Annotated in this window: 24 protein-coding genes; 4 read left to right on the top strand and 20 right to left on the bottom strand. The window is 62.7% G+C overall.

Translation table 11 applies throughout. The features are described 5' to 3' along the window. Positions 1 to 15 precede the first annotated feature (15 nt). The 19 genes from IB232_RS10830 to IB232_RS10920 form a co-directional block, all read right to left on the bottom strand. The gene (locus tag IB232_RS10830; RefSeq protein ID WP_192398522.1) at positions 16 to 912 is read right to left on the bottom strand and encodes an NAD-dependent epimerase/dehydratase family protein; all 897 of its coding nucleotides are present in this window, start codon (positions 910 to 912) and stop codon (positions 16 to 18) included. Then, complete coding sequence (locus IB232_RS10835; protein WP_192398524.1) at positions 912 to 2,135, bottom strand: class I SAM-dependent methyltransferase; 1,224 nt, start codon at positions 2,133 to 2,135, stop codon at positions 912 to 914. Before IB232_RS10835 ends, IB232_RS10830 begins: the two co-directional genes overlap by 1 nt. Beyond that, positions 2,132 to 2,692, bottom strand: a complete 561-nt coding sequence (locus tag IB232_RS10840) for a dTDP-4-dehydrorhamnose 3,5-epimerase family protein (protein ID WP_192398526.1) — start codon at positions 2,690 to 2,692, stop codon at positions 2,132 to 2,134. Before IB232_RS10840 ends, IB232_RS10835 begins: the two co-directional genes overlap by 4 nt. Then, a complete protein-coding gene (rfbG, locus tag IB232_RS10845) occupies positions 2,689 to 3,762 on the bottom strand; it encodes a CDP-glucose 4,6-dehydratase (protein ID WP_412547728.1) in 1,074 nt (357 codons plus the stop codon). The genes IB232_RS10840 and rfbG overlap by 4 nt, the downstream gene beginning before the upstream one ends. Continuing rightward, entirely contained in the window at positions 3,753 to 4,526 is a 774-nt protein-coding gene (gene rfbF / locus IB232_RS10850; protein ID WP_192398530.1) for a glucose-1-phosphate cytidylyltransferase, read from the bottom strand. The genes rfbG and rfbF overlap by 10 nt, the downstream gene beginning before the upstream one ends. After that, complete coding sequence (locus IB232_RS10855; protein ID WP_192398531.1) at positions 4,526 to 7,345, bottom strand: tetratricopeptide repeat protein; 2,820 nt, start codon at positions 7,343 to 7,345, stop codon at positions 4,526 to 4,528. The genes rfbF and IB232_RS10855 overlap by 1 nt, the downstream gene beginning before the upstream one ends. Before the next feature lie 132 nt (positions 7,346 to 7,477). Further along, positions 7,478 to 9,157 carry a flagellar hook-associated protein 3 gene (locus IB232_RS10860; protein WP_225592243.1) on the bottom strand — a complete coding sequence of 560 codons (1,680 nt, stop codon included), beginning with the start codon at positions 9,155 to 9,157 and terminating at the stop codon, positions 7,478 to 7,480. Between the two features lie 14 nt (positions 9,158 to 9,171). Further along, positions 9,172 to 11,235 (bottom strand): flagellar hook-associated protein FlgK, encoded by a 2,064-nt coding sequence (gene flgK / locus IB232_RS10865; RefSeq protein ID WP_192398533.1) that lies wholly within the window; start codon positions 11,233 to 11,235, stop codon positions 9,172 to 9,174. Between the two features lie 10 nt (positions 11,236 to 11,245). After that, entirely contained in the window at positions 11,246 to 12,403 is a 1,158-nt protein-coding gene (gene flgJ / locus IB232_RS10870) for a flagellar assembly peptidoglycan hydrolase FlgJ (protein ID WP_192398535.1), read from the bottom strand. Between the two features lie 11 nt (positions 12,404 to 12,414). After that, complete coding sequence (locus IB232_RS10875) at positions 12,415 to 13,515, bottom strand: flagellar basal body P-ring protein FlgI (RefSeq protein ID WP_192398537.1); 1,101 nt, start codon at positions 13,513 to 13,515, stop codon at positions 12,415 to 12,417. A gap of 13 nt (positions 13,516 to 13,528) precedes the next feature. After that, entirely contained in the window at positions 13,529 to 14,242 is a 714-nt protein-coding gene (gene flgH, locus IB232_RS10880; RefSeq protein WP_192398538.1) for a flagellar basal body L-ring protein FlgH, read from the bottom strand. Positions 14,243 to 14,300: 58 nt separating this feature from the next. After that, complete coding sequence (gene flgG, locus IB232_RS10885; protein WP_137972812.1) at positions 14,301 to 15,086, bottom strand: flagellar basal-body rod protein FlgG; 786 nt, start codon at positions 15,084 to 15,086, stop codon at positions 14,301 to 14,303. A gap of 46 nt (positions 15,087 to 15,132) precedes the next feature. Next, positions 15,133 to 15,876: a flagellar basal body rod protein FlgF gene (locus IB232_RS10890; RefSeq protein ID WP_192398540.1), complete on the bottom strand. Its 744-nt coding sequence runs from the start codon at positions 15,874 to 15,876 to the stop codon at positions 15,133 to 15,135. Positions 15,877 to 16,072: 196 nt separating this feature from the next. Beyond that, positions 16,073 to 17,383, bottom strand: a complete 1,311-nt coding sequence (gene flgE / locus IB232_RS10895) for a flagellar hook protein FlgE (RefSeq protein ID WP_192398541.1) — start codon at positions 17,381 to 17,383, stop codon at positions 16,073 to 16,075. Between the two features lie 44 nt (positions 17,384 to 17,427). Next, complete coding sequence (gene flgD, locus IB232_RS10900) at positions 17,428 to 18,096, bottom strand: flagellar hook assembly protein FlgD (RefSeq protein WP_192398543.1); 669 nt, start codon at positions 18,094 to 18,096, stop codon at positions 17,428 to 17,430. Positions 18,097 to 18,118: 22 nt separating this feature from the next. Then, complete coding sequence (gene flgC, locus IB232_RS10905) at positions 18,119 to 18,562, bottom strand: flagellar basal body rod protein FlgC (protein WP_192398544.1); 444 nt, start codon at positions 18,560 to 18,562, stop codon at positions 18,119 to 18,121. A 14-nt stretch (positions 18,563 to 18,576) separates the two neighbouring features. Beyond that, entirely contained in the window at positions 18,577 to 18,984 is a 408-nt protein-coding gene (gene flgB, locus IB232_RS10910; RefSeq protein ID WP_192398546.1) for a flagellar basal body rod protein FlgB, read from the bottom strand. 234 nt (positions 18,985 to 19,218) lie between these two features. Beyond that, positions 19,219 to 20,046, bottom strand: coding sequence for a protein-glutamate O-methyltransferase CheR (gene cheR / locus IB232_RS10915; protein WP_192398548.1), 828 nt, complete (start codon positions 20,044 to 20,046; stop codon positions 19,219 to 19,221). A 44-nt stretch (positions 20,047 to 20,090) separates the two neighbouring features. Beyond that, entirely contained in the window at positions 20,091 to 21,023 is a 933-nt protein-coding gene (locus tag IB232_RS10920; RefSeq protein ID WP_192398550.1) for a chemotaxis protein CheV, read from the bottom strand. Between the two features lie 78 nt (positions 21,024 to 21,101). On the opposite strand from IB232_RS10920, the gene flgA reads away from it, so the two are divergent. From flgA to IB232_RS10940, 4 genes are all read left to right on the top strand, one after another. Further along, positions 21,102 to 21,860, top strand: a complete 759-nt coding sequence (gene flgA / locus IB232_RS10925) for a flagellar basal body P-ring formation chaperone FlgA (RefSeq protein WP_192398552.1) — start codon at positions 21,102 to 21,104, stop codon at positions 21,858 to 21,860. 133 nt (positions 21,861 to 21,993) lie between these two features. Next, positions 21,994 to 22,335, top strand: coding sequence for a flagellar biosynthesis anti-sigma factor FlgM (gene flgM, locus IB232_RS10930; protein WP_192398553.1), 342 nt, complete (start codon positions 21,994 to 21,996; stop codon positions 22,333 to 22,335). A 49-nt stretch (positions 22,336 to 22,384) separates the two neighbouring features. Further along, entirely contained in the window at positions 22,385 to 22,852 is a 468-nt protein-coding gene (locus IB232_RS10935) for a flagella synthesis protein FlgN (protein ID WP_192398554.1), read from the top strand. 77 nt (positions 22,853 to 22,929) lie between these two features. Then, positions 22,930 to 23,670: a flagellar brake protein gene (locus IB232_RS10940; RefSeq protein ID WP_192398555.1), complete on the top strand. Its 741-nt coding sequence runs from the start codon at positions 22,930 to 22,932 to the stop codon at positions 23,668 to 23,670. A gap of 46 nt (positions 23,671 to 23,716) precedes the next feature. On the opposite strand, the gene IB232_RS10945 is transcribed toward IB232_RS10940, so the two are convergent. After that, entirely contained in the window at positions 23,717 to 24,958 is a 1,242-nt protein-coding gene (locus IB232_RS10945) for a glutamine synthetase family protein (RefSeq protein WP_192398742.1), read from the bottom strand. Positions 24,959 to 25,129 lie beyond the last annotated feature (171 nt).

A 25,129-nucleotide genomic window follows, 5' to 3' on the forward strand; every position in this document is an offset into this window, starting at 1 on the left:
GCTCCTTTCCGAGTATCAAATTCGCCCACGCCACCAGACGAGGGCATCATCCAAACCGCTATGCAGATCGAACCGCGGCTTCCAGCCGGTGGCCAGCAGGCGCTGGTTGTCGGCGATCAGCAACGGCGGATCATTGGCCGCAACCGAGATCGCACCGAATTGCAGCAGGTGTTCTGCGTCCAGCTGCCTGGCCAGGTACTCAATGACCTCGCGCAGGCGTATCGGCTGGCCGCCGCCAATATTGAATGAGCCATCAGCCTTGGTTTGCAGCAACTGCACCATGGCTGCAGCAACATCCGCCACATGCAGCAGGTCGCGCAATTGCTCGCCATGGGAGCAGCGCGCCGGCTCGCCCTTGAGCAAGGAGCCTAGTACCGCCGGGACCAGACGCCCTTGAGCCTCATACGGGCCATAGGCGTGAAAGATCCGCGCCCAGGCCACCGGCATACCGTGCAGCTGGCCGAACAGCTCGGCCAACTCGCGAGTGACATTCTTGCAACGGCCGTAGGGGGTCGCTGGCTGCAAGGGAGTTTCATACTCCCGACAGATGCCCTCACCACCCCAGTCGTATTCGGCACAGCTGCCGACCAGCACGGCATGTTCGCCACCGTGGCGCTGAAACGCTTCCAGCAGCTCCAGAGTCGACCGCACCCAGCCGAGATTGTCCGGCGAGGTCCAATACACCCCGGGCTTGGCGCACCAGGCTAGATGCAGCAAGCGCTGCGGGCGAACTCTATCGATCAGCGCAGCAGACGCACCTGGCTCAAGCAGATCGACACGGTACTGGTTGGCCACGCCATCCAGTGACTGCTGGCCGCAGGCCGCGTGCACTTCATGCCCTGCCGCCTGCAGCTGCTCGACCACCTGGCGGCCGACGAAGCCGCTGGCACCCGTGACCAGCACTCGCGCCATCAGAGGCTCCGCAGCTCGGGCACGGCCACCACGAACTGGCCCCCCCAGGATTTGACCATAGCCTGCTGCGCCATTACCTCGGCCAGAAGGTTCCATGGCAGCACCAGGACATAGTCCGGCTTCTCAGCTGCAATACGCGCCGGTTCAACGATAGGAATCCGGCTGCCCGGCAGGAACTTGCCCTGTTTATGAGGGTTGGCGTCGGCAACCCAGGCCAGCAGGTCGCCACGCACGCCGGCGTAGTTGAGCAGCGTATTACCCTTGGCAGCCGCCCCGTAACCCACGACTTTCTTGCCTTCGACCTTGGCCTTGAGCAGGAAACGCAGCAGCTCGTGCTTGATACGTTCGGCGGCCGGCGCCAAGCTGGCGTAGTAGGCAACGGTCTTGACGCCGCTCTCCTCCTCGCGCGTCAGCATCGCAGCGACTGCCGCCGATACCGGACGCTCGCCAGCGGTGTGCTGAGCAAACACCCGCAACGAACCACCGTGAGTGGGCAACTCTTCGACGTCGAACACGGCCAGGCCATTGCGCGCGCAGAGCGCCTGCACGGCCGTCAGCGACAGGTAGGAATAGTGCTCATGGTAGAGCGTGTCGAACTGATGCTCAGCCATCAGCCGCAGCAGATGGGGGAACTCGAAGGTCACCACGCCAGTCGGCTTGAGCAGCGCAGCAAAGCCTTTGAGGAAGTCATTGATGTCCGGCACATGGGCCAGCACGTTGTTGGCTACCATCAGGTCGGCGCCCCAGCCCTCTTCTGCCAGCTTGCGCCCAACCGCCTCGCCGAAGAACAGCTCGCGAATCTCCAGGCCTTTCTCCCGCGCAGCCCGTGCCGTGCTGGCAGTCGGTTCGATACCCAGACAGGGAATGCCACGCTTGGCCACGTACTGCAGCAGGTAACCATCGTTGGCGGCGATTTCCACCACCCGACTCTGCGCATTCAGGCCGAAGCGTTCGGTCATGCTCGATACATAGCGGTCAGCATGCGCTAACCAGCTGCTGGAGAAAGAGCTGAAGTAGGCGTAGTCGGCATCGAACAGGCTGTCAGCGCCGCGGTAGTCCTCGGTTTGTACCAGCCAGCAGGAGTCGCACACCTGAACCCGCAACGGCACCCACTGCTCCGCCTGGTCGAGCTGCGCGGCACTGACATAGGCATTGGACGGCGGCGCCGTACCCAGGTCGATCAACGGCAGGTGCAGGTGCGCACCACAGCCACGGCAATTCATAGACGTACTCCTTGGAAACTCTCATCCAGCAGCGGATGGCCGGCATCGCGGGCCGACAGGTTCTTGAATAGCAGCGGCCAGTCGATGGCCAGGCGTGGGTCGCTGACGGACAAGCCGCCCTCGTGGCCCGGGGTGTAGTCGGCGCTGTGCAGGTAGAGCAGCTCGGCATCGTCGCTAAGCGCCTGGAAGCCGTGGGCGAAGCCAGGTGGCAACAGCAGGCTGCGGCCGTCGCCCTCTTCCAGGCGTTCGGCATGCCAGTGCAGGAAAGTCGGCGAGCCCTGGCGCACGTCCACTGCCACATCCCACACGGCGCCGCGCAGGCAGCTGATCAGCTTGCTTTCGGCGTGCGGCGGATACTGGAAATGCAGGCCGCGCACGGTGCCACGCTCGCGGGTCAGCGACTGGTTGATCTGTCGTACATGAAATGGCTGGCCGAACAGCTGCAGGCTGCCTTCGCAGTACAGACGGGCGAAACGCCCACGCTCGTCCTTGTGTACACGGTGCTGCAGGGCGAACAGCCCGGGCAGCGGCAGCTCGATCAGCTGCAATTCGCTCATGCTTGCCCCCAGTAGCCGGCCAGCTGCGCCAGGGTTACGGCGCGCATGTCGTCGCCGCGCTGCCAGGCCAGATGCCAGTCGAGGGTCTGTTGCAGGCAGTCGTCCAGCGCCCAGCGTGGCTGCCAGCCAAGCAATTGGCGCGCGCGGCTGCTGTCCAGGCGCAACAGGCCGGCCTCGTGCAGCTCGCTCTGCTCGACCTTGAGACCAGGCGCCTGCGGCCAGCGCGCAGCAAGACGCGCCACCACCTCGCCAACATTGCAGGTATCACTATCGGCCGGCCCGAAGTTCCAGGCGCCAGCCACCGCCGTGCCCTGCTCATAAAGGCCCTGGGCCAGTTGCAGATAGCCGGCCAGCGGTTCCAGGGCGTGCTGCCAAGGACGCACAGCTTGGGGATAACGTAGGGTCACCGGTTCGCCGCGCGACCAGGCCGCCAGCACATCCGGCACCAGGCGATCGGCAGAGAAGTCGCCACCGCCCAGCACGTTACCCGCGCGCGCCGTGGCGAGGGCCAGGCCATGCTCGGCGTAACGGGAAACCGGGAAAAAGGACGATGCAAAGGACTGCGCGACCAATTCGCAGCACGCCTTGCTGCTGCTGTAGGGATCATGCCCGCCAAGCGGCTCGTTCTCCCGGTAGGCCCAGGCCCACTCATTGTTGGCGTAGACCTTATCAGTGGTCACCACCACACAGGCCTTCACACCACCGGCTTGGCGTACCGCTTCGAGCAGGTGCAGGGTGCCCATTACGTTGCTGGCATAGGTGCCCAGCGGATCGCGATAACCTTCGCGCACCAAAGGCTGAGCCGCCAGGTGCAGAACGATCTCCGGCTTAACTTCGGCCACAACCGCCAACAGCGCCGGCAGATCACGCAGATCGCCAATGCGGCTATCAATGCCCTCACCCACCCGCGCCAGCTCGAACAGGCTGGGATCGGTGGAAGGATCAAGGGCGAAGCCGGTAACCTGAGCACCCCAACTCTGCAGCCAGAGCGCCAGCCAGCCGCCCTTGAAGCCGGTATGGCCGGTCAGCAGGACGCGCTTGCCACGCCAGAACTCGCGGTTCAGCTCCACTGTTTCCAAGGTGCCTCTCCGCTCTGCCACAGCTGTTCCAGGTAGTTCTTGTCGCGCAGGGTATCCATCGGATGCCAGAAGCCTTCGTGCTGGAAGGCCATCAGCTGGCTATCGCTGGCCAGCTTGTCCAGCGGCTCGGCCTCCCAGGTGGTGGCGTCATCGGCGATGTACGGCAGCACCTTGGGCGACAGCACGAAGAAGCCGCCATTGATCCAGCCGCCGTCGCCGCGCGGCTTCTCGACGAAGCCGGTGACCTGATCCCCCTCGCGGGCCAGCGCGCCATAGCGACCTGGCGGCTGCACGGCAGTAACCGTGGCGTACTTGCCATGTTGTTTGTGGAAGGCCACCAGGGCTGCAATGTCCAGATCCGACACGCCGTCGCCGTAGGTGAAGCAGAACGCCTCGTCCTCTTCGAGGAAGCGCCCGACCCGGCGCAGGCGTCCGCCGGTCATGGTCTCTTCGCCGGTGTCGACCAGCGTCACGCGCCATGGCTCGCTGTAGTTCTGGTGCACTTCCATCTGGTTGTTACGCATGTCGAAGGTGACATCGGAGGTGTGCAGGAAGTAGTTGGCGAAGAAGTCCTTGATCGCATAGCCCTTATAGCCCAGACAGATGACGAAGTCCTGAATGCCGTGGGCCGAGTACTGCTTCATGATGTGCCAGAGAATCGGCTTGCCGCCGATCTCGATCATCGGCTTGGGCTTGAGGTGGGATTCCTCGCTGATGCGGGTCCCCAGGCCACCGGCCAGGATCACTGCCTTCATTATTGTTCTCCTTGTTCGCAGTAGCGTTGCCACATATCTCGGTAGGTTTGCTCCATGCGACGAGTGAAATCGACGGCATCACAGAGTTTTGAGGCCAGCATCTCGGCGCGCAAGCCCGAACGCAGCTTGACCAGTGCCGGTATGTCGGACCCGAGCGCTACCAGCTTATCCAGATACTCTGCTTCGCTGTCGGCTATCCATTCGTCGCGCCCAGCGCCATGCAGGATCAGCGCGCCGACCCGCCCCATAGACGGCCGATCGCGAAGGCTCACCACCGGCAGGCCCATGTACAGGCTTTCGTACAGAGTGGTCCCGGAGTTGTGCGGGAAGCAGTCCAGGGCGATATCCATCTGGGCCAGGGCGCTGGTCGCCGGCGAGGTGTAGCCCAGCAACAGACGCTCGGCGGCGATGCCCTGCTCGCCGAATAGCTCGATGTAGTGCTGCTGCAGGCTCTCGTCACTGAAAGAGCTGCTGTCCAGCATCAGGCGGGAATTCGGTACCCGCCTCAACAGCTCGGACCAGACGCGGATCACCTTGTGATTCAGGCGCACCGGGCGGGTCAAGCTGCCGAAAGTGACATAGCCATTGCGCAAAGCCGGCAGCTCGCCGATCTCCACGTCCATACGCTCCGGCGGCACATAGGCCACCGCGGGCGCCGGCATGCGCCAGAGCTGTTCGGCGAAGGAGGACTCGCAGCCCGACGGCAGCATCTGCTCGTCGGCCAGGAAGTAGTCCACTTGCTTCAGGCCGGTACCGAAGGCGAAGCCCATCCACCAGCTGACCTGTACCGGTGCCGGCTTGAGGGCGAAAACCTGCAGTCTGCTGCTGCCGGTATGACCAGCCAGGTCCACCAGTATGTCGATGCCATCGGCACGGATCTGCTCGGCGATGGCCTGATCACTGAGGCCCACGCAGTGCCGCCAGTGATCGACATGACCGATGAAGCGTTCGGTGACAGTGTCTTCGCGACGCACCAGGGAATAGGCGAAGATCTCGAACTGCTGGTGATCGTGCTGGCTCAGCAGCGGATCGATGAAGATCGCGCAGACATGGTTGCGGAAGTCCGGCGACATGTAGCCGATGCGCAACCGGCGAGCGCTGGTTCGCTCGTTCCCATACTGGAAGTAGAGCCTCCGTGGATAGCGCCGGGTGACCTCCCGATAGAGTTCGAACACCTGCTCGCCGGTCCAGTCGGCATGGTAGTTGGCGAAGAACAGCAGATTGGTGGTGGCGCCAGGAACATCGAGAGCTCCACGCAGCAGTTCGATCGATCGATCCAAGTTACCGAAATGCGACTCCACGCCCGCCAGATTGACCAGCACCGGCTCGTAATGGGGATCGAGCTCCACAGTCTTACGGAAGGCCGCCAGAGCCTCCTTCAGGCGCTTACCGCTGCTGAGGATGTTGCCCAGGTTGTTCCACAGGCTCGGCGAGTTGGGATTCAGTTCGAGGGCGACCTGCATCACCTTCTCCGCCTCGCTCAGCAGATGCCCGTCCAGATAGGTGTTAGCCAGGTTGTTCCAGGCCAACGGCTGCGATGGCGAGATGGCCAGGGCACGCATGAAGCAGCCCTCCGACTCATGCTGGCGCCCCACCGACTGATAGACCCCGCCCAGCATGTTCCAACCCGGCTGATAGTCTGGTTTGGCCTGTAGTCCCTGAGTCAGATAGCGCAGCGCCGTGTGCGGGTCCTGCTCGCTCTGGTAGGACTGCCCCAGCCAGCACAGCGCTTCATGATGCTGAGGATTCAGCTCCAGCGCGCGCTGCAGGTACTCCCGCGCCTCCGGGATCCGATCGGTCATCACCGCCGACATGCCGCGATGACACCAAGCATCCGCATCGCTCGGACAATGCTCGGTCCACTCACGCATGGCCTGCAGGTCATCCTCAAGCCGCTGGTTCTTGCGCAGGAAGTGACTAAGCCGCTGCCAGGCCAGGGAACAGTCGGGGCTATGCCGGAGCAGCTCGCGAAGGGCTGACTCGGCTAACGCCGACTCCCCTCGCCGCGCATGAACGGCCGCCAGTACCAAACGGGCTCGCCACTGGCTCGGATCGGCAGACAACACCGACTCTGCCAACCCTCGCGCACGGCCGACGTCATGATCCAGTTCAAGATCCGCCAGGGCGGAACGCAGCTCGAGGTCATCCGGCTGCTGGGCGTAAGCCACCAGCACCAGGGAATAGGCAGTTTCTCTCTGACTGAGGTGATAGCGGGCCAAGGCCTCGGCTCGACGAGTCTGCGGGGTCTGGCTCTTCAACTCCTCGGCCAGGGCCACGACCCGCTGCCACTCGCCGGCGAGATGGGCCTGCTCCAAGTGTTGCACCATGAGCTGCTGTGAGCTCTTCTCGAGGCAACACTTCTTATACTTGAGCCCACTACCACAGGGACAGGGATCATTGCGGCGCGGAGCTGCCGCAGGCAGTTGTTGAAGGATGTTCAAGCGTTCCTGCAACTGCTCCAGCAGCACCAATGCCTCATGAGCCCCGGCATGGCCTGGCTGCAGCACCAGCACCTGACTGAAGGCGGCGACGGCGGCAGGCCAATCCTGCGCCTGCAGGCTCGCTTGTCCGAGCTTCATCGCATATTCGGCGCTTTCGGGCTGCAACTCCAGCAACTGGTCGAAGGCCCGCAAGGCCGTAGCACCATCGTGACTGGCCAGTGCGGCCTCGCCCATGAGGGACCAAGCCTCCTTGTCCGTAGGGACGTGCTGGAGAACTTCCCTGCAGCTATTGCGGGTGCGGGTGTAGTCACCCTCCTCGAACCCCAGGCGCGCCTGGCGGCGAAAGAAATCCACTAACCACTCGGTATCGACTGACATGCACGGTCCCGTCAATTTTTCATCGCTATCTGTGCAAGTTAGCAATTAACAAGCCAGATGAAATCAGAAAAATCAGGGAGATGGGACCAGCGGAGATATCGCCCGCTTTACCCGGGCGAGCGATAGCCTCAATCAGCGCAGCTGGTTGAACAGATTCAGCCCGGCGATCTTCACGTAACTCTGCTGTGCGGCCTCCAGAATCACCGTCTGGAACGATAGGCGCGACAGCGCTTCGGCATAGTCCAGTTCGCGTAGGTCCGCCTGAACGGCCTTGTTGACCAGGGTGACGTCCTCGTTGTCGACTTCGGTCGAGTCGACCATGTTCAGGCGGGCACCAATTTCGGTTTGCACTTCAAGCACCTGACCAATGCCATTATCCAGATTCTTCAGGGCGATATTGACTTCGTCACGTATTGCCAGATTCCCGACGGGAGATGTGGGCGACGACTCCAAGGCTTGGCGCAATTGGGAGATCGTGTTGAGGATGCTGCGCTGTTCCTGGAACTGCGGCTTGACGCCGAATTCATCACCGGCCGCCGCCGCCCCGCTGAGGGTGAAGTCGGCGCCGAATACGTTGAAAGTCGCCGGATAGGGGCCGGGTGCTGTCCCCGAAGCGATGGGCGTACTACTTGGCCCCACGGGCTGGGCATAGACGTCAAAGTCCGAGGCGTTGGTGAAGCGCAGCACCACGCCGGAGGTGGGGAACTGGGAGTTAAATGTCGCCTGGTTGCTGATAGTGCCCCCGGCAACCACCGCCGTTGAGGCGTTGGTCGAGGAGCGAGTCACAGCGAATTCGGTTGGCGCCGCCTGCAGAGTGAAACTGTGGGTACCAATGCCTGGGGTGCCTGGCGTAGCAGTGTCGGCCAACAGAGCATCCAGATCCTGCTCGTTGTCACCCGGCTGCAGCACCACATCCAGCTGGAAACGCATGCCGCGGAAGTTGATGACGTTGCCCCCATTGGCCAGGGGATCAATCTGTCCACCGCCCGGAATTTCCGAAGTCACATCGGTGCCGGCACTGTCATAGATACGAAACTCGTTACCGCTGACGAACGCCAGTGAATAGGGCTCACCACTACGAAAGCTGTTATTGAAAGTGTCTTGATCTTCGACCAGCCCCTGGGACATGAAAACACGCTGATCCGCAGCCGGCACTGGCGGAATCGTGGTCGCCGGCAGCGGAGGTACCTGACCGGCCAGGGCCGGGTTATTGATGCCTGCGGTCTCCAGCACCCGATCTGCGTTGGTTACGTCTTCAAACAAGCGCTTGCCGTTGTCGTTGATCGCCACCGTGGTGGAACTGGCAACCTGCAGGCTGCGCTGCCCTTCATCGCCGAAGTATGAATATGTACCGTCGGGATTGCGGATGAACGGTTCTGTCTTGCCCAGGAACCCGGAGAACAGATATTCCCCGCGGGCATTGCGGCTATTCATCAGGTTGAGCAGCTCGCCCTCGCGCTCGCTAAGCTCTTTGGCAATGGACTTGCGGTCCTCCGCCGACAGGGCGCCGCCACCGGCCTGCACCGCCAGCTCGCGGATGCGCTGCAGCACGGTGTTGACCGAGTCGAGGGTGGTTTCTTCCTGGGTCAGGCTGTTCTTCGCCGCCGTCAGGTTGTCCTTGTACTGAGTCAGCAGCGCCTGCTGCTGCTCCAGTTGCAACAGACGCACCGACGCCACCGGATCGTCCGCCGGGGTCAGAATGCGCTTGCCGCTGCTGATCTGCTCCTGGGTGCGGATCACGTCGGAATAGTTGCGCCCAATGCCGTTCACACCGTTATTGAAGGCCTGGATGGAGGAGATGCGCATGACCATGATGGCTATCCGCCTTAGAAGGTGTTGATCAGGGTATCGAACAGAGTTCGCGCGACTTGAATGATCTGCGCCGACGCCTGGTAGTACTGTTCGAACTGGATGAGCTTGGCCGCCTCTTCGTCGAGGTTCACCGCCGACACCGAATCGCGGTTGTCGGTGGCCTGCTTGAGGATGGCTCCAGTTGCTTCACCATCCACCCGCGCCTGGCTGGTCAGGGTGCCGACCCGCTCCACCAGATCACCGTAGGAGTCAGTAAAACTCGTGCCGGTGGTACCAGGGAAGTTCGGGTCGATACCGATCGTCGCCTTGTTCTGCAGATCAGCCAGTTTCAAGGCGTTGCGGTTGTCCGATACGCCGTTGGTATTGAAGGCGATGGTGAAGTTGTCGCCGGTGCTCGGCCGGCCGCTGATGGTGAACTCGAAGGTGAAATCGTTGGGCGGCGTGCCGGCGGTGATCTGCTGGGTATTGTTCTGCCCCGGTACTATGGTGTTGCTGCTCAGCACGGCGCCGGTGGTATCCACCACGTCGTAACCGGTGGTCGAGGTAAATACGATGCGCAGCGGCGGCGTGGTGCGCAGGCTGTTCTCCAACGCCGCCTGGGCCACCGGGTCATAGATGTCGATCTTGGTCGTCAGGCTCGGCTGGGTGATCACACCGGTACCGATGTTGCCTGGGCTAGTTTCCGCCTTGAGCGGTGAGGCGAAGGCCAGCTCCTCTGCGTTCTTTAGATCGGCACGAATATCGTCACCAGCCGTACGGGTCGGCATCACCCGGAAGCGGTCGCCGGCGGCAAAGGTGCCTGCCGCGACATTCATCGAGAACCCCTCGAACACCAGAGGCGTACCGCTGGTGATGTCGTAAGGCGAAGGCGCTGCGACCAGCGGGGTATCCGGATCGCCATCGTCGTCATATAGCGCCGAGACCGTTTGCCCATCGGAGACCCGGCGCACTACATATTCGGTGGCGCTGGTAAATTCGACCTCGTAGTCGCTGGTGCTCAGCGCCGTGGTGTCTTCGATCAGCACATTGAGGTTGGCGGTTGTGTCGCTGTTGCCCACCCGGGCAATGCTGCGCTGGCCAATCAGCAGCGGATCGTTGATCGCGCGGAACAGCGGCTCGCCGAAGTTGCCCTTGAGATCCAGGCCCTGGCCGAGCTGGCTGTTGACCTGATCGGCAATCGAAAGTGCCAGGCGTCCCACGGCGTTCAGCGACTCGTCCAGTACATCTTCGCGGTAGCGAATCAGTCCGCCCATCTCCCCGCCAGTGATCAGCGAGGTGATGCCTTGGCGCGAGTTACCGCTGACGAACTGCACCTCGGCGCGCAGTGGGTCGGACTGCCCCGGCACCACTTCCAGGCGCGAGGCGGTGGCGCCGACCACCAGCGGCTGGCCGGAACCGATGAACAGGTTGTAGCTGCTGTCGTCCTGCGGCACCACGGTCACGCCGATGAACTCGGAAAGCTTGCGTACCGCTTCCTCGCGGGCGTCCAGCAGGTCGTTGGGCGCCTGGCCGTTGGCTGCGGCCACCGCGATGGCGTTGTTGTAGCCGGCGATGGAGGTGGCCAGTTGGTTGACCTGGTCGGTCACCGCCTCGAGCTGCTTGTTGATGAAGGCGTTCTGCTCGTACAGACGGTCGTAGATGGTATTGAAGCGCTTGGCCAGACCCTCGGCCTCGGACAGAACCAGCTGCCGTGCCGGGATATTGGCGGGGTCTTCCGCCGCAGTCTGCAGCGAGGCGAACAGCTTCTGCAGGCCGGGGGTGACGCCGGTGGTGCTGCCGGCCAGCAGCGAATCGAGCTGGTTGATCTGATCCAGATAGGCGGACACGTCGCTGTTCAGCGCCGTGCTGGTCCGCACCTGGGTCGTCAGGAATTCGTTGTAGATGCGCCGCACGTCTACCAGGGTGGTGCCCGAACCTATGTAGCCGGCCCCGCTGAACTGCGGGATGCGCGTGGCCTGCACCGTGTCCTGCCGCGAGAAGCCGGGCGTATTGACGTTGGTGATGTTGTGGCCGGTGACTGCCAGCGACGTCTTGTTCGCCGACAGGCCCGACAGGCCAATGCTCAGTAGGTCAGCCATGATCTAGCTCTCAGGTCCTTGTGGTCGGGCTGTCGACGGCGGCTACAGCCTGATAGGTCTGCATCTGCCGAGCGATCTGCGCGATCTTGCGGGCGTACTGAGGGTCGGTGGCGTAACCGGCCTCCTGCAGCTCACGCACGAAGCGTTCCGGTTTGTCGGTCACCGCCAGGGCTTCCTGGTAGCGGCCATTGCCCTGCAGGAAGCTCACGTAGTCGTTGAAGCTCTGCTGGTAGGAGTCGTAGGCACGGAACGACGCCGACTCCTTCACCGCCTCGCCGCCCTTGTATTCGGTGGTCAGCACCCGCGCCGAATCGCCTTCCCAGCCGCCGTGGGCCTTGATGCCGAAAAGGTTGTGGCTGCTGGAGCCATCGGCCTGGCGAATGATCGACTTGCCCCAGCCGGTTTCCAGGGCAGCCTGGGCCACTAGGTAGCGGGCGTCGACGCCGATCTTCTGCGCAGCCTCCTCGGCCATCGGCAGCATGGTCTCGATGAACTCGGCGGCCGAGGCGAAGGCCGACTTGCCCTTGGCCAGCGGCGGCTGGGCCACGCGGCGACCGCTAATGGCGTCGCTGTCGCCCAGGCTCAGCGGCTTGTCACCCGCCACAGCCGTGGCTTGCGCCGGCACCCAGTCGCTGCCGGCCAGCGGCTGCGCTTCGCCGGCGGCCGGTACTATGCCGGCCAGCAGACGGTCGGTGAGCTTGCTCGGCAGGCTCAGGCGACGCTGATTGAGCAGCTGCGAGTCGTCACGGGAGGCAACGCCGCCCTCGCCCGCCGGCTTGAAAGCACCGGCACGCGCCGCGCCCGCCGGTGCCTCGACCTGGGCGAACGGATTGACCCGCTTCGGCCCGCTCTTCATCTGGCTGAGCTGACGCTCCAGCACCGACGCCAGGCCGATGCCGCCATTGCTGGTCGACAGGGTCACGGCCAGTTGCTGGTCATGCATGTCCTGGTAGGTCTTGCTCTCGTTGCTGTTCATGAAGTTGCCTTCGCCGAACACTTCGTTCGCCTTGCGCATGGCCTTCATCATTTCGTTGAGGAACAGCGATTCGAATTCCTGGGCGACCTTCTTGATGTTGCTGTCGCTATCGCCGCCGACCTTGAACTGGTTGAGCCGGTTCAGGTCGGTGTAGGCGCCGCTGTCGAGGCCGGCTGCGATTCTGGAGTCCATGGTCGCCTCCGTTAGATCACGATCAGGTCGGCTTGCAAGGCGCCGGCTTGTTTCAGCGCCTCGAGGATGGCCATAAGGTCGGAAGGTGCGGCTCCCACCTGGTTAACCGCACGCACGATCTCGTCCAGGGTGGTGCCCGGGCCGAACTTGAACATCGGCTTGGCTTCCTGCTCGGCATCCACCTGGGAGCGCGGCACCACGGCGGTCTGGCCACCGGCCAGGGCGTTGGGCTGGCTGACGATGGGGTCTTCGGTGATGGTCACGGTCAGGCTGCCATGGGTCACCGCGGCCGGCTGCACCTTGACGTTCTGGCCGATGACGATGGTGCCGGTGCGCGAGTTGATGATGACCTTGGCCGCCGCCTGGCCCGACTCGATCTCGATATTCTCCAGCACCGCCAGGTAATCCACGCGCTGGTTCGGGTCCAGCGGCGCGCTGACACGCACGGAGCCGCCGTCGATGGCCTGGGCCACGCCCGGGCCGAGCAGACCGTTGATCTGGTCGACGATGTTCTTCGCCGTGGTGAAATCCGGGCGATTGAGGTTCAGGGTCAGGCTGTTGCCCTGGTCGAAACCGCTCGGCACCGGGCGCTCGACGGTGGCGCCAGCAGGAATGCGGCCGGCCGACGGCACGTTGACGGTGATGCTGGAGCCGTCGCTGCCGGTAGCGTCGAAGCCGCCTACCACCAGGTTGCCCTGGGCGATGGCGTAGACGTTGCCGTCGATACCCTTCATCGGCGTCATCAGCAGGCTGCCTCCGCGCAGACTCTTCGAGTTACCTATCGAGGAGATGGTCACGTCCAGGGTCTGGCCAGGCTTGGCAAAGGGCGGCAGCTCGGCATGCACGGACACGGCGGCGACGTTCTTCAGCTGCACGTTGCCGCCACCGGTCGGCACCTTGATCCCGAACTGGGCCAGCATGTTGTTGAAGGTCTGCAGGGTGAACGGCGTCTGGGTGGTCTGGTCGCCGGTACCATTGAGGCCCACCACCAGGCCATAGCCGATCAGCTGGTTGGTCCGCACGCCCTGGATGCTGGCCAGGTCCTTCAGGCGTTCGGCCTGCACGGCAGTGGCGGCGAGCAGCAGGCAGAGGGCGGAAAGCAGTCGCTTCATGATCGATACCTGGTCAGAACGGGAACAACGGGTTCATGAAGAACCGGTCGAACCAGCCCGGCTGGCTGGCGTCAGCGAAGGCGCCAGTGCCGGAATAGGTGATGCGGGCGTTGGCCACACGGGTCGAGGACACGGTGTTGTCGGTGGCGATATCGTCGGCGCGGATCATGCCGGCAATGCGCACCAGCTCGTCGCCGGTGTTCAGAGTCAGCCACTTCTCGCCGCGCACGGCGAGGATGCCGTTGGGCAGCACTTCGGCCACGGTCACGGTAATCGAGCCGGACAGGCTGTTGCTCTGGTCGGCCTCGCTCTCGCCATCGGTATCACGGGTACCTTCGTAGCCCACGTCCAGACTGAGGTTCTCGGCCTTGAGCGGGTTGAGGCTGGTGCTCGGGTTGTCGATGGACACGCCGCCGCCGAACAGCGAAGTCAGGCCGAGGTTGGCGCTGCTGTCCTTGGACATGCTGGAACCGGCCTTCTTGCTCGCCTGGGTGCGCTCGCTCAGGTTGATGGTGATGATGTCGCCGACCCGGTAGGCCTTGCGATCGTCATACAGGTTGGTTTCGAAGCCGGCCTGGTAGATCGAACCGTTGGTCTGCGCCGCCGGCAGCGGGGTGCGTGGCAGCACCGGCGCGTAATAGGGATCGTCCGGCTTCGGCGGAGGCGTGACGCAGCCACTCAGGACCACGCAGCCCAGCAGGGGGAGAAGAATCATCAGCCGGTTCATAACCACTACCTCACGGCGTTCGTGTTGCTAGTTGCCGGCGCCTAGGGCGCCCGCAGGATTAAAGGTTCTGCGTAATGAAGGAGAGCATCTGGTCCGAGGTGGAGATCACCTTGGAGTTCATCTCGTAGGCGCGCTGGGTGGTGATCATGTTGACCAGCTCTTCCACCACGCTGACGTTGGAGTTCTCCAGGGTGTTCTGCAGCACGGTGCCCAGGCCGGTCAGGCCGGGAGTGCCAACCTGCGGGGCACCGCTGGAGGCGGTCTCCAGGAACAAGTTGTTGCCGATGGCCTGCAGGCCCGCCGGGTTGACGAAGTCGGCGGTCTGGATGTTGCCGATCACCTGGGCGGCCGGGTTGCCGGGAGTGGTCACCGACACGGTGCCGTCTTCACCGACTGTGAACGTCTGCACCTCGGCCGGCAGGACAATGGCCGGCTCCAGGGGGAAGCCCTGGGAGGTGACGATCTGGCCGTCGGAGTCCAGGTGGAAACTGCCGTCACGGGTGTAGCCGACGGTGCCGTCCGGCATCAGGATCTGGAAGAAGCCGCGACCGTTGACCGCCATGTCCAGCGGCTGCTCGGTGGTCTGCAGGCTGCCGGCGGTGAAGATCTTCTGGGTGCCGGCGATGCGCACACCGGTACCGAGCTGCAGGCCGGTGGGCAGCTCGCTGTCCTGGCTCGACTGGCCGCCGGGCTGGCGACGGATCTGGTACAGCAGATCCTCGAACTCGGCGCGATCGCGCTTGAAGCCGGTGGTCGAGACGTTGGCCAGGTTGTTGGAAATGGTGGTCAGGTTCATGTCCTGGGCGGACAGACCGGTTTTCGCAACCCAGAGTGCAGGAAGCATATTCTTTCTCCTCGAGCGCCAGATTCATGGCGCTTCGCGTTGGTGATTAGCTGAGTTGCATGACCCGTGCCATGGCCGCCGCATCGTCTTCGGCGGTACGCATCATTTTCACGTGCAGCTCGAACTGGCGGGACAGCGAGAGGATCGCAGTCATCTCCTCGACGGCATTGACGTTGCTCGACTCGAGGAAGCCGGAGGTCACGCGCACGTTGGCATCTGTGGCGATTGGCTCGGTGGCGCCCTTGACGCGGACCAGTCCGTCGGTGCCCTTCTCCATGGTCTTGGGATCCGGATTGACCAGCTTGATGCGGTCCACCTCGGCCATCACGTTTGGCGCCTCGCCGAGGGCGCGGATGCTGATGGTGCCGTCCTGGCCGATCTCGACCTTCTGCTCCGGCGGCACGGCGATCGGCCCGCCATTGCCGAGTACCGGCAAGCCGTTGCCGGTGCGCAGCTGGCCGAAGGCATCAATCTGCAGGCTGGCGGTGCGCACGTAGGCTTCGCTGCCATCGGCCGCCTGCACGGCCATCCAGCCCTGGCCGTCGATGGCCACGTCCATGTCGCGGCCGGTCTCCTGCAACGAACCGGGGGTGAAGTCGGTGGCCGGGCGCTCGGTCATCGCGTAGACGCGAGCCGGATAGCTGTCGCCGAACACCGGCATCGAGCGCGCTTGCTCGTAGTCGCGCTGGAAGCCGCTGGTGGAAATGTTCGCCAGGTTGTTGGCGTGGGCACGCTGGGCCAGGGTGTTCTGGCTGGCGCCGGTCATGGAGATGTACAGCATCTTGTCCATGGTTTGCTCCGCAGGTCGGCAATTGCCGCTCGTAACTCAGTTACCTGCTGTACAGCAAGCCGCGTGCCAGGACTTATAAATATATCTATCTACATGATTAATAAGGATTTATTAAAAGAAAAGACTCCTTATGGAGCCTTGCTTGCAGGTCATCCGGCGGGGACTTGCCGCTGGCGGCAAGCCCCCTCCTCCCCTATCAACGCAGGTTGATGATGGTCTGGGTGATGGCGCTCTCGGTCTCGATGGTCTTGGCGTTGGCCTGGTAGTTGCGCTGGGCGACGATCAGGTTCACCAGCTGGTCCGACAGCTCGACGTTGGAGTCCTCCAGCGCACCGGCCTGCAGGGCACCCAGAGTGCCGGAGCGCGGCGTTCCGACTACCGGCTCGCCGGACTGGAAGGACTGTACCCAGGCGGTCTTGCCGACCGGGGTCAGGCCCTGCACGTTGGCGAAGTTGGCCAGTACCACCTGACCCTGGATCAACGACTGGCCGTTGGTGTAGCGCGCGAAGATCACACCGGTGTCGTCGATCTCCAGGCCAGCCAGCTCGCCGGTGGTGTAGCCGTCCTGGCTGACGGCGGTCACGGCGAAGGCACTGGAGAACTGGGTGGCATCGCGAATATCGATGGTTACCCCGGCTGCCGCCGCAGAGGCGCCGTTGGAACTCCATACTGGCGGCACCGAGTTGTCAGGGGCGGCCGGTGTCCAGTTGGTCATGGTCATCAGACCGGTAGCCGGGTCCACGGTCAGTTCCGGGGAGCTCAAGCTGGCGAGGTCGAGCTGGCCGGCGGTAGTGAAGCCCAGATTCGCGGTGAAAGGCGCAGTCGAGGTCGGATCGTTGGGGTTACGCCCGTCGATCAGCACATTCATGGTCCAGGTGTTGGCCGCCGTCTTGACGAAGTACTGGGTCATGACGTGGGCATTGCCCTGGGTGTCATAGATGTTGGTCGAGGTCGACGAGTTGTAGGTCTGCGGGTTCGTCGGGTCGAACGGCGTCACGGTCGGCACCGTGTTGGTCGAGTTCAGGTTGAAGGTCTGCTCCAGGTTCTCGGTGGCGCGTGGAGACTGGGCGGCGGTCTGAATCTGAATATCGTCGACGATACCGTTCTGCAGGTTGCCGGCCGCATCCACCGCATAGCCCTGCAGGCGGTAGCCGAAGTTGTTGACCACATAGCCATCACGATCGGTACCGAAGTAGCCGGCACGTGTATAGCTGATCTCGCCATTGTTGCTGGTAACGAAGAAGCCGTTGCCGTTGATGGCCAGGTCGAGAGCATTCTGGGTGTAGTTGATGTTGCCCTGGTTGAACAGCTGCGAAACGTCGCCCAGCAGCACGCCACTGCCCTGCGGGTTGGAGCCAGAGCCGAGCACCGAGGCGGCGTAGACGTCGGCGAACTCGGCGCGCGACTGCTTGAAGCCAGCTGTGCCGGCGTTGGCGATGTTGTTGCCGGTGACGTTGAGGTCGCTGGTGGCTGCCCGCAGACCGCTGAGACCGATGTTGAAAGCCATGGATATGCTCCTTTGCCGTTACTGCCGGCGCTTACAGCCTGGGGTTATTGACCGATTATCTGGACCTGGGACAGCGGCACTGCGCCGATGCCTGCCAGGTTGAGTTTCATTTCGCCACCGTTCTGGCCGAGGGCGACGCTGTCGACATTCGCCGGCAGCAATGTGTAGAGGCCCTTGGTGCCGTCGGCGTAGGTGGCCTGCGCTTCGAACTTGTAGGTGCCAGGCGGCATGAGATTGCCGCTCGAGTCCTTGCCGTCCCACATGAAGCTGACATTGCCGGCAGCCTGCTGGCCAAGGTTGACGCGGTTCACCGCCTTGCCGGCGCTGTCGTAGACGTTGACGTAGACGTTGCTGCTGGTGACCGGCAGAACCAGGCTGCCCTTGAAGGTCTCGCTGGTATCGACCACGGCCTTCTCGGAAGGCACGATCACCTTGCGCCCGACCAGCGACGAGGCCTGCAGGGCCTGGGAGGACTGATAGCCGGACAGCAGCGACTCCATGCGGGTGTTGAGCTGCTCGATACCCTCGACCTGGCTGAACTGCGCGAGCTGGGCGATGAACTCGCCGTTCTCCTGCGGCTCCAGCGGGTTCTGGTTGTTCAACTGCGCCACCAGCAGTTCGAGGAATTCATTCTTACCGAGCTCCTTGCTCTTACCGGTTTCCGGCTTGATCTGGTACTGGTCGAGTACGGAACTGACGCCACTGACACTCATTGTCTTGCTCCTCGTTCGCCGCTTACTGACCCAGGGTCAGCACGCGCTGCATCATCTGCTTGGCGGTGTTCATCATTTCGACGTTGGTCTGGAAGGCACGACTGGCGGAAATCATGTCGGCCATCTCCTCGACCACGTTGACATTCGGGTAGTACACGTAGCCCTTCTCGTCCGCCGCCGGATGGTTCGGCTCGTAGCGCGGGGTCAGGCTGCTCTGATCCTCGACCACACCCAGCACCTGAACACCGCGACCGGCCTGATCCTGGTCGGCGAACAGCGAACCGCGGTCGCCGCTCATGCTCGACTCGAACACGGTAGCGAACACCGGATGGCGCGCGCGGTAGGTCTGATCGATGCTCGAGGAGACGGTCTCGGCGTTGGCGATGTTGCTGGAGATGGTATTCAGGCGAGTGCTCTGGGCGCTCATGCCGGTACCGGCGATGTTGAAGACACTGGCGAGTGACATGTTCGTGATCTCCCTTATTCGCCGCGCAGGGCGCCGATCAGCCCTTTGAACTTGCTGTTGAGCATGGTGAAGCTGGCCTGGAACTGCACCGCGTTCTCGGCGTAGTTGGCCTGCTCCTGCTGCATGTCGACACTGTTCTGATCGATGGACGGATGGAACGGGGTGCGGAAGCGCAGCGCCGGATCGGCCAGCTGGATGCCGTCGACGGCAATATGCTGGCTATCGGTGCGGTTCAGGCCGAAGTGTTTGCCGTTCTGCTTCTCGTTCTGTTCGGCGAGCACGGCGGAGAAGTCCAGATCACGAGCCTTGTAATGCGGGGTATCGGCGTTGGCGATGTTGTTGGCCAGCACTTCGGCGCGCTCTGCGCGGAAGCCGAGGGCCGTTTCGTGGATGCCGAGTGCGTTTGCGAAGCTGATGCTCATGATCTGGAACCTTTGCCGTTTGGGCGTCGTGCCAGACATAAAGCAATGGCTGTGCCAGTTTTATTTTTACTTATAAATCATATGCTTATGTAAATAATTGAGTTATCCGAGAGCGGCAAGCGGCAAAGCTTTTCCGCTACGTGGCAAGGCCTTTGGCGGCACGGCAAAGCCCTTTGCCGCGCAAAAACGAAAACGGGAGGCTGTTGGCCTCCCGTTGCATTTTCCGACTTCGCCTCACTTCACCTTGTAGATGATCCCGGGGCTGCACTGAACCATCTGGTACAGATCCGGCAGGCCATTGAGCGCCTCAGAAGCACCGAGGAACAGGTAGCCGCCCGGCTTGAGGGTCGCGTGGATGCGGGTGAGGATGTCCTTCTTCACTTCGGCGGAGAAGTAGATCAACACGTTGCGGCAGAACACCACATCGAACTTGCCGAGGGCTGCATAGCTTTCCAGCAGGTTGATCGCACGGAACTCGACACGGCTCTTGATCGGCGCCTTGACCACCCAGCGCCCCGGCCCTTTGGGGTCAAAGTAGCGCTGCAGCCGCTCCTGTGACAAACCGCGGCCCATGGCAAGACTGTCGTACTCGCCGGACTTGCAGTTGGTCAGCATGGATGGCGACAGATCGGTGGCAACGATCTGCACCCCAGCCTTGAGCTGCCCCAGGTTGGCCTTCTCGAACTCGTCGATGGTCATCGACAGCGAATAAGGCTCCTGCCCCGAGGAGCAGGCCGCCGACCAGATGCGCAGACGCTGGTTGGGCGCCGCCTTTATCAGTTCGGGCAGCACCCGATTCTTCATGACCTCGAAGGGATAGGTATCGCGAAACCACAGGGTCTCGTTGGTGGTCATGGCGTCCACCACCTGCTCGCGCAACCCTCCGCGAGGCTGGGCCTGCATCTTCTGCACCAGCTCACCGAGGGTCTTGATTCCCTGCTGCTCCATCAGCTTGTTGAGGCGGCTCGACACCAGGTACTGCTTGTTGCTCCCCAGCAGAATGCCGCAGGCCTTTTCCAGAAAGGTACGGAACTGCTCGAAATCCAAATTGCCTGAAGACACTAATGCCGCCTCACCAAACATAGTTCTAACCGAGGGCAGAGCCCTCAGCCCCCATCCGCTACCCGGATACGCTCGACCACGCGGGAAGCCAGCTCGTCCGGACGGAATTTCGCGAGGAAATCGTCTGCGCCGACCTTCTTCACCATCGCCTTGTTGAACACCCCGGAGAGCGAAGTATGCAGAATCACGTGGAGGTTCTGCATCCTTGGATCGGAGCGAATCTCCGCAGTCAGGGTATAGCCATCCATCTCCGGCATCTCGATGTCGGAGATCAGCATGAGGAATTCCTCTGCCGGGGCCTTGCCCTCTTCCACTAGCTTGCGCAGGTAGTCGTAGGCTTGCCGACCGTCGTTGAGCGCCACCACCTCGACCCCGATGCTCTCCAGGCAGCGCGAGACCTGCTTGCGCGCCACGGACGAGTCGTCGCAGATGAGCACGCGCTTCGATACCGCGCGAGCCTGGGTCTCGACGTCAACCACGCCTTCGGAAATGGCCTCCGACATCGGTGCCACCTCGGCGAGGATCTTTTCCACGTCGATGATTTCCACCAGCTTGTTGTCGACACGAGTCACCGCCGTCAGGTAGTGGTCGCGGCCGGTTCCCTTGGGTGGCGGATGGATCTCTTCCCAGTTCATGTTGACGATGCGCTCGACCGAACGCACCAGGAAGCCCTGAACCTTGGTGTTGTACTCGGTGATGATCACGAAACTGTTGTTGATATCATCTAGCGCCTGCCTACCGGTGGCCAACGCCAGATCGAGGATGGGAATGGTGCCCCCGCGGATGTTCGCCACACCGCGCACCACCTGGCTGGACTTGGGCATCACGGTGAGCTTGGGGCATTGCAGCACCTCCTTCACCTTGAACACGTTGATGCCATACAGCTGCGAGCCGTCCAGACGGAACAGCAAGAGCTCGAGGCGGTTCTGCCCGACCAGTTGGGTACGCTGGTTAACCGAGTCCAATACTCCGGCCATGCCCAGACTCCTTATTGTTTATATCGTCGCGCTCCCGCTAAGCCTAGCAGGCGGCACGAGCCTTGCTTTGTGAGCTGCATGAACGCACTCACGACACTTTACCGACGCATGATGGCAAAACGCCTTCTCCTTGCCGGTGTTGTACCCGCTTTGGGCCTGCTCGGCTACAGCTCGCTGTACGCCGCGCCGCTGACCCTACCCGAAGAGCTTATCGGCGCTACCGAGGGCTTTCTTGAGTTCACCGTCGAGGACTATCTAGAGCGTAGCGAAATCCCGGCACGCCATGAGATTCAGGTGAATTCGATCGATCCGAGATTGCGCCTCGCCGCCTGTGACAGCGATTTGACGCAGAGTCTGGAAAGCCCCGCTCAGCCTGTTGGTCGAGTCACCGTCCGGGTCAGCTGTGAAGGCACAACGCCTTGGACAGTGTTCATCCCCGCTCAGGTGCGCATCTTCCGACCGGTGGCAGTACTAAAGAACCCGCTCAAACGCGACAGCATCATCGGTCCGGCGGATGTCGCCATGATCGAGCAGGACATCGGACTGCTCAACCGAGGCTATATCAGTGATCCCGAGCAGGCCATCGGCAAAAAACTGACGCGTCCGCTTCAGGCAGATCAAGTATTGACTCCTGCAACCCTCCAGCTGGCGGAAAGCGTGCGCCGCGGCGATCAGGTGGTGATCGCCGCGCGTAGTGGCGGCATTAACGTGCGTGTGCAAGGCGAGGCCTTGTCCGGTGGGTCTCTTGGCCAGCAGATCAACGTGCGCAACCTAAGTTCGCAACGCGTGGTCAGAGCCAGGGTGATAGGCCCAGGGCAGGTAGAGGTGGGGATGTAGGCACGATTCTTGTAGCGCATATCCCTGACGATTTCCTACACTGTTAAATGACGCACACAATTGCGCCCTAAAGTTTCGACGGGACCGGCCGACAACCCAGTCAAGCGTCCAGATACCGTCAGAGGTTTACAACATGGTTATCGACTTCAACCGGCTGAACAATGCCGCCAGCCCCGCCAACAGCGGGCGCACAGGCAATGCCCAGGCCAGCGGCCGTAACGAGGCTGTCAGCAGCACTCCGCAGAACGCGGCAAAGGTTGCCGACGAGCAGGCCACTGCCGGTAAGACTGGCGAATCCGTGCAGCTCAGCCGTGAAGCCCAGCAATTGCAGAAAGCCGGCGATAAGCTGCGCGACCTGCCGACCGTCGATAAAGAACGCGTCGCCAAGTTGAAGCAGGCCATTGCCGATGGCAGCTACCAGGTGGATGCCAAGCGCGTCGCCGGCAAGCTGCTCGATTTCGAATCCCAGCGCTAGTCCCAGGGCTGCGCTGGGGGTGTTGGACGCCCGATCCCCAGAGCCCGCGATGCAAAGTAACGATCTGCTGCAACTGTTCATCGAAGATATCGGCACGGCCCAGCGCCTGCTTGAGCTGATCGATGCCGAATTCCAGGCCATGGGCGAACGCGACCTGCCGCGCCTGGAACAGATCCTCGGCGAGAAACTCCCTCTCCTCACCCTGCTCGACCAGCACGGCAGCGCACGCAGCAAACTGCTCAGCGAGCAGCAACTGAGCGCCGATCGCGCCGGCCTGGAAGCCTTTGCCGCCCGCCAAGCCAACGGTGCAGAGCTACTGACGCGCAGCGATGAGCTGAACCAGCTGCTGGAAAGCTGCCGCGACGCCAACCAGCGCAATGGTCGGCTGATCCGCGCCAATCAGGCATCTCTAAAGAGCGTGCTCGGCATTCTCCGCGGCGGCGAGACGCCTGGGCTCTATGACAGCCGGGGCGGCGCCGCTAGAATCGCGCAGCAACGCCCACTCAGCCAGGCCTGAGCCATAACAACAAGCACAGGGACATACCGGCAATATGCCAGTATGCTAGTGCGGTAGTACCTGGAGATACCCGGATCGTGCCCAACCCATTCCTTGAGGACGATGGCCCACAGCCACCCAAGGTGCTTACCGCACCCTTGGAGATCTTTGCCAATCTGCGTTTGCTGCAGCAGAGCCATGATCCCCTCATTGTCATGTTCAAGGACCGCAACCTGCGGTTCCAGAGCTACCTGATCGAAATCGACCGCGATCGCGGCGTAATTGCTCTCGATGAAATGATTCCCAGCGATGGCGAGCGTTTCATGCAGAACGGCGAGCCGTTCCGTGTGGAAGGCTTTCACGATGGCGTGCGCATCGCTTGGGAGTGCGAAGACCCGGTGCAGATCGGCGAGCTGGACGGCTCGCGTTGCTACTGGAGCTACCTCCCGGAGCGGGTGACCTATCACCAGCGCCGCAACGCCTTCCGCGCAGCGCTCGGCCAGGGCCAGCTGGTCAACATCGAGCTGTCCGGCAGCAAGCTCAATCCCGGCATTAAGGGCCAGATGCTGGATATCTCCGCTACCGGCTGCCGCCTGCGCTTCGCCGGTGATGTCAGCAGCCGCCTGCAGCCCGGCCAGGTCTATGAGCGCTTCACCGCCATGTTGCCGATCGGCTCCATGACCACCGCCGGTGAACTGCGCCACGTGCACTATGCGGAGAAGGTCAACATGACCTTCGTCGGCCTGCGCTTCCACCGCATGAGCGGCCTGGAACAGCGCCAGGTGGAGCGCTTCGTCTATCAGCTACAGCGCGAGGCGCGCCGCGTCGAGCAGGAATAGCCTGCCTGCGCCAACCAGAGGCCGCCCACGGGCGGCCTCTGGCGTTTCAGGCCTGGGCTCCCAGCACCCTTCGCTCCCAGGGCGTGATCTCGTCCAGGTAGCTCATCAGCTCCATGCCCTTGCTGGCGCAATAGCCGCCGACGAATTCCTCACCAAACCACTGCCGAGCCAGCGAACTGTCCTGCAGGCGCTGCAAGGCAGCATGCATGGTGCACGGTAGGCTGAGCGCAGGCGGCACTTCGAATTCGCCCTGGACCGGCGCGCTCGGCTCCAGCCGTTGCTGCAGACCATGCAGGCCGGCGGCCAGGCTGGCAGCAATGGCCAGATAGGGATTGGCATCGGCCCCGGGCAGACGATTCTCCACCCGCCGCGCCGCAGGCCCGCTGGCCGGGATACGCAGCCCGGCGGCACGGTTGTCGTGTGACCAGCAGGCATTGTTCGGCGAGGCGTAGGGATGACACAGGCGCTGGTAGGAATTCACATGCGGCGCGAACAGCAAGGTGAAGTCCGCCAGCGCCGCCTGCTGCCCGCCGATGAAGTGGAAGAAGGCCGGCGTCGCCGTGCCATCCTCGGCACTGAAGATATTGCGTCCACTGCCCTGCTCCACCACGCTCTGGTGAATGTGCATGGAGCTGCCCGGCGTATGCGGCAGCGGCTTGGCCATGCACACCACCGCCAGACCGTGCTTGAGCCCGACCTCGCGCAGCAGATGCTTGAACAGGAAGGTCTGGTCGGCCACCTGCAGCAGGTCGCCGTGCAGCAGATTGATCTCGAACTGGCTGACGCCCATCTCGTGCATGAAGGTATCGCGCGGCAGACCAAGCGCCGCCATGCAGCGATAGACCTCCTCGAAGAATGGCCGCAGTCCGTTGCCGGACGACACGCTGAACGCCGAGCAGCCGCTCTCGCGACTGCCGTCCAGGCCCAGCGGCGGCTGGAAGGGTCGATTAGCATCGAGATGTCGCTCGAAAACGAAGAACTCCAGTTCGGTGGCCACCACCGGTTGCCAACCACGCTCGGCATAGCCAGCCAATACGCGCTTTAGCAGGCCGCGGGTGGAGAGCCCGGAGCTGCGCCCATCCAGTTCGTCGGCATCGCAGATGGCGATGGCCCGCGGTGACTCGCTCCAGGGCAGGCGGAAAACTCGCTCAGGGGAGGTGGTGAGCATCAGATCCCCGTCGTCGCTACCGTAGAAACGCGCCGGCGGATAGCCGCCCATGATGCACTGCAACAGCACTCCTCGCGCCAGCTGCAAGCGGCGGCCTTCGATAAAGCCCTCTGCAGTCATCACCTTGCCCCGCGGCACCCCGTTGAGGTCGGCGGTGACACATTCGATCTCGGTTATCCCGGACAAGCGCTCTGCGAGCGCACTACGGCCGTCGGTGCTCATGACTGCAATCCCTGTGGTTGATCCGTACAAAATACGCATCGGCCGTTCAAGATATCAAGCAGCCAAAAG

The sequence above is a fragment of the Pseudomonas sp. PDM15 genome (genome assembly GCF_014851565.1).
In the GTDB taxonomy this organism is placed as follows: domain Bacteria; phylum Pseudomonadota; class Gammaproteobacteria; order Pseudomonadales; family Pseudomonadaceae; genus Aquipseudomonas.